Origin of the sequence: Thermogutta sp. (genome assembly GCF_014359955.1) — a bacterium.
Lineage (GTDB): Bacteria > Planctomycetota > Planctomycetia > Pirellulales > Thermoguttaceae > Thermogutta.
Window position 1 is genome coordinate 1 of record NZ_JACIYL010000270.1, and the last position, 4,663, is coordinate 4,663.

Annotated in this window: 3 protein-coding genes; 2 read left to right on the plus strand and 1 reads right to left on the minus strand. The window is 59.0% G+C overall.

The features are described 5' to 3' along the window. The first annotated feature begins 184 nt into the window (after window positions 1-184). Both H5U08_RS09660 and H5U08_RS09665 read left to right on the plus strand, forming a co-directional pair. The gene (locus tag H5U08_RS09660) at window positions 185-1,648 is read left to right on the plus strand and encodes a DUF6513 domain-containing protein (protein ID WP_297032499.1); all 1,464 of its coding nucleotides are present in this window, start codon (window positions 185-187) and stop codon (window positions 1,646-1,648) included. After that, entirely contained in the window at window positions 1,645-3,201 is a 1,557-nt protein-coding gene (locus tag H5U08_RS09665; protein WP_297032502.1) for an anthranilate synthase component I family protein, read from the plus strand. The genes H5U08_RS09660 and H5U08_RS09665 overlap by 4 nt, the downstream gene beginning before the upstream one ends. Window positions 3,202-3,258: 57 nt before the next feature. Here the strand turns inward: H5U08_RS09665 and H5U08_RS09670 are convergent, their stop codons facing one another. Continuing rightward, window positions 3,259-4,317: a leucine-rich repeat domain-containing protein gene (locus H5U08_RS09670; RefSeq protein WP_297032503.1), complete on the minus strand. Its 1,059-nt coding sequence runs from the start codon at window positions 4,315-4,317 to the stop codon at window positions 3,259-3,261. Between the last annotated feature and the right edge of the window lie 346 nt (window positions 4,318-4,663).

Sequence of the window (4,663 nt, forward strand, 5' to 3'; positions counted from 1 at the left end):
ACGTTGACCAGGCAGGGTCGGGATCGAAAATTCCCGATCTCGACCGCAGCGCCTGTGCGGAGGGGGGTGGCCTCCATTTGACCAACAGACCACGGCCCCTCGGTCGGTGGTGCAACGGCCGCTGAAGAAACCTCTCGGCCCATATCATGTCCGGTGGGGTGAAAGGTACCTCCGGAGGGACGCAATGGATTCCGCAGAACGTGGTTTTTCGGAGCATTTTCTGTTTGTCACCGGACGTCTCGCGGAACCGTTTCTGCGGCGTCTTCTGCCCGACCTGGCCGCCAGTTACGATTTTCAATACACGGTGGCGGTCATGCCCATTACCATTGCCGGGCTGATGAGCGTGCCCTGGATTGCCGAGCGGTTGAAGGTGCCCCCTCAAGTAACCCGGGTTCTCCTTCCGGGACGCTGCTTGGGCGACGTTCACGAGTTGGAGGCCAGATTGGGAATCCCCGTGGAACGTGGTCCGAACGACCTCCATGACCTTCCTGAATATTTTCGGAAGCGGCATCGGCCGTGTTTACCGCAGGACGAGTACTCCCTGCGGATTGTGGCTGTGGTCAAAGACGCGGCCGACCTTCCCCTCCCCACTTTGCTGGATTTGGCGGACCGTCTGGTAGCCGACGGGGCTGACGCCATCGGCCTGTGGCACGAGGATCGAGAGCCTCGACCGCAGATGGCCCGGATGATCAAGGCTTTGCATTCACATGGGCATAAGGTTTGGGTAAGGACTCTCGAGCTCTCTACATGGCGGGCAGCGCTTGCGGCGGGTGCGGATTTTGTTGAGCCGTTGCTGGAAGTGCCTGAAGACTTGCCCGAAAACACGAATCTTGTGATTGAGCCTTGTCTTCCGGGTACCTGGGAGGGTGTGGAAGAAACATTGGAATCGCTGGCCAGGATTCAACGGCCGACGATCCTCAAGCAGTCTCTCATTCCGGTCGGTTTGGGATTCACTCAGAGCATGCTCCGCAGTGTGGAGGCCCGCCATATCTGGCCGGACCTTCCGTTAGCGCTTGATCTGTGTCCGATCCTCTTTCACTCGGCGGCGGATTCCGGACCGCTTTTGCTCCTTTTGCTGGGATTCGCCCAGGAAATCGGAGCGCGATGGATCTTGACAACCCAGGAGGTCAACACCGCCCGGACTTCGGTGCGCGAATGTGATGTGATTCGAAGGATGATCCACTGTGCACACCGGTATGGCGTCTCGCCGAGGAGTCTGGACTGTTCCCTGGCTATGCTCCGGGATGACCACATCAGCAACAGCAACGAAGAATACTGGCAGCAGCTCCGGGAACAAATTCGCGATCCGTCTCCCCGGCTGTTTGTGCAAGCGAGCCAACTGTGTGCGTGGGCTTTCGGCCGGGAATTGCGGTCCTCCGATCCCTACGAGCTGTTTGAAGCAATCACGGATGCGGCGAAGGACGCCGGACGTCACCTGGATCCGGACACCGCTTTTTATCTCGGCTATGAGCTATGTAAGGCTACCATAGCGCGCGATCTGGGCAAAAATTATTGGCAGGACGAGGCTTTGCACTGGGGGCTGCACACCGTGGCGGAGCCTTCTCCTCGGGAAAGGCGGATTCGGCGATTGGCCCGGCGTCGGCCTGTCAAGGGTTGTTCGGAAACGGAGAAAACGGCTCACTCGTGACCCCGTTCGAATTTCCTCTTGTCACAGAGATACCGTGGCCCCATTGGGACCGTCTGCTGGCCGCTTTTTCCCGCCTGCCCTACGTCCTTTTCCTCGATTCACCGCAGGGGGCTGCCGATGACTGTGCGCTTGGGCGATACTCGTTCTTGATGGCCGATCCTCCGGAGTTTTTCCTCCTGCCCTCCGACGCTACCGGAGAGCAAGCGGCGACCGCATTCCACAGACTCGCCTGTTATGTCCGCGCGTTTCGTCAGCCAGTGCGAGAAGACCTCCCACCGTTTCAGGGTGGTCTGGCGGGCTTCTGGAGCTATGAGCTCAATCGAGCGTTTGAGGATGTGCCGCCGGCACAAACTGATGACTGCGGCTGGCCGCTGTGGGCCGTGGGCCTCTACGACGTTGTCCTCGCCGCTGATCACTGGCATCATCGAGCCTGGCTTGTCTCGCAGGGGATTCCCTGTGGCCCGGGCGAGGACCGCAAAAAACGGGCCCGATCACGCCTCGAGTATTTCCAAAAACTTGTGGCTGATGCAGAGAAACTCGAGGAGGCAGACGTTTCTTCGGTCGGTCGCTCGGGAGAAGAGATCAGTGGACGCGGCCATTTCTTTCGCGCTGAACGTCATCCCTTTAGGCGCGAATACGCCGAACGCCCGGCGGAAACTGATCAGAGACTGCAAAAGCAAGTCCCTGTTGCAGTCGATGACGTTCGCTTCGCACTTCCATTGACGAGTAATTTTTCGGCCGCGGAATATTGGGAGGCGGTGCGAAAAGCGGTGGATTACATTTGGGCAGGCGACGTTTTTCAGGTCAATCTTGCCCAGCGGCTGGCAACACCAAGGCCGGCAGACCCGTTGACCTTGTATCGGCACCTCCGCAAAGTCAATGCAGCTCCTTTCGCGGCCTACTTTGATTTTGGGCACGCCCAGCTTCTCAGCGCCTCTCCTGAAAGATTCCTCCGCGTGATGGGAGGCCATGTGGAAACCAGACCCATCAAAGGGACACGTGCCAGAACGGGAATTCCTGCCACGGATGACGCGATCGCTGCGGAATTGCTGGCCTCCGCGAAAGATCGGGCGGAGAACATCATGATCACTGACTTGCTGCGAAATGATCTGTCCCGGGTTTGTCTGCCGGAAAGTATCCAGGTCACAAGCCTGTGCGGCTTGGAACGCTACGCTGGCGTGTTTCATCTTGTGTCTGTCATCGAGGGAGACCTGACACCGCAGCACGACGCTTTTGACCTGCTGGCTGCCTGCTTTCCGGGTGGCTCCGTGACCGGTGCCCCCAAGCCCCGGGCAATGGAAATCATCGCAGAACTGGAACCCCACGTCCGTGGTCCCTACTGTGGCAGCCTCGGCTATATTGGCTTGGATGGCTCGGCAGACCTCAATATTCTCATTCGGACGATCCTCTGTTGGCGGGACTGGTGCATCTTCTCGGTGGGCGGTGGGATCGTGGCACGGTCGGATCCTTATGCCGAATACCGGGAAACCTGGCACAAAGCGCGACGTCTCCTCCAGGCGCTGGAATTGGCCGCCTGCGGGAAGGAAAGATAGACCTTCGATTGCTGGTGGTTTGCTGCCGTAAATCCTGTGAGGAAGCCGTCAAAAGGGTCACTCTGTGATTTTCCCCGCGTCGTAGAGTGCCCAGAATTCGTCGGGCGGCATCATGCGGTCTTCGATTCCCCAGTCCGATTCGCCGAACGCGGTTCCGATTTCCCGCAATGTGGGCATGTTCCGAACGATGTCGAGCCCCGTCTTGATCCGCGAGGGGGTGAAAACCAGGCGTTCCAGACGCAACCAGCGGAGAGGGGTCAGATCCGTGACCTGCGACCGCGCGATATGCAGGCGTTTGAGGGGCATGCCTTTCAGCGGCGACAGGTCCTCCACAGGGGTGCCCGCGATGGTGAGACTGACAAGCGGTACGTTGCGGAGCGGGGAGAGGTCTTTGACCGGCGTCTCATTGAGCCAGAGCGTTTCCAGGGGGCATCGGGCAAGAGGGGAAAGGTCGGACACTTTCGTGCGGATAAGGTTGAGCTGTTTCAACGGACAGCCCGCCAGCGGTGTCAGATCGCTCACGTCGGTTTCGCTGAGCGAGAGGTACTGGAGGGGCATGCCGCTGAGGGGCCTCAAATCGGTGACCTTTGTTCTGTCCAGCGCGAGGGCTTCCAGGGGGAGTCCCGACAGCGGCGTCAGATCGCTGACCGAGCACTGATAGAGGTCCAGCTTGTGAATTCGTAGACCAGCCAAAGGGGAGATATCGTGGACCTCGGGTGCATTGATGGCCACGACAATCACACCATCCTGGTTTTCCACAATGGCCTCACCCGTGAAGCCGGGATTTGCCGCTCGGAGGGCTGCGGTCAGAGTCTGGGCGTCAACATCCCGCAGGGCAACATGGGGGGAGCGGGTGTCGGATGAACTGCCGGTCGAGGAAACTGCTTCGGCAGGTGTCGCTTGTTCCGCGGATGAGCCGGAAACCTCAGCAGCAGGCTGGTCGCGGGACGTGTTGGAGGAGGAGACTTCCTGTCGCGGAGTACAACCCAAAGTCAAAAGAAGGCTGCTGAGAACAAGGCTCCAAAAAGCCACGCGTCCCGCCGATGAGCCTTTCCCGCAATAGCAACAGGGAACAGCGAGAATTGTTCTCCAGGATCCTGGCACCTTAAACGTCATGCGTCCACGACCTCCCCTGAAAATTTTTTCGCAAGTTACATCCAACCTCTTCCCATGATTCTACACCAGCAGCGTGAATATTTCCTATCCGGTCTTCTCGCGACAACTTGCCGCTTTTCCTCTGGCGATGGGGGCGCGGACGTTCACATGGTTTCGCGCGGGAGCGAGGTTCTGTTTCCCGGGCACGACAAGCGTGCCCCTCCGAAGGATTTCTCGAAGGGATTTGCTTGTCACGTCCACATTCCAACCTTTTGGTAATCAATTTCACCGACCGGGGATCCACCTACTGAGGTGAGCTGCCGGTTGGACGGTAGGGGTAATTCATGAATTGCCCCTACCGCGCGCT

Coding starts and splice junctions, on each gene's coding strand:
- H5U08_RS09660 (WP_297032499.1), top strand. CDS start 185: ATGGATTCCGCAGAACGTGGTTTTTCGGAGCATTTTCTGTTTGTCACC.
- H5U08_RS09670 (WP_297032503.1), bottom strand. CDS start 4,317: ATGACGTTTAAGGTGCCAGGATCCTGGAGAACAATTCTCGCTGTTCCC.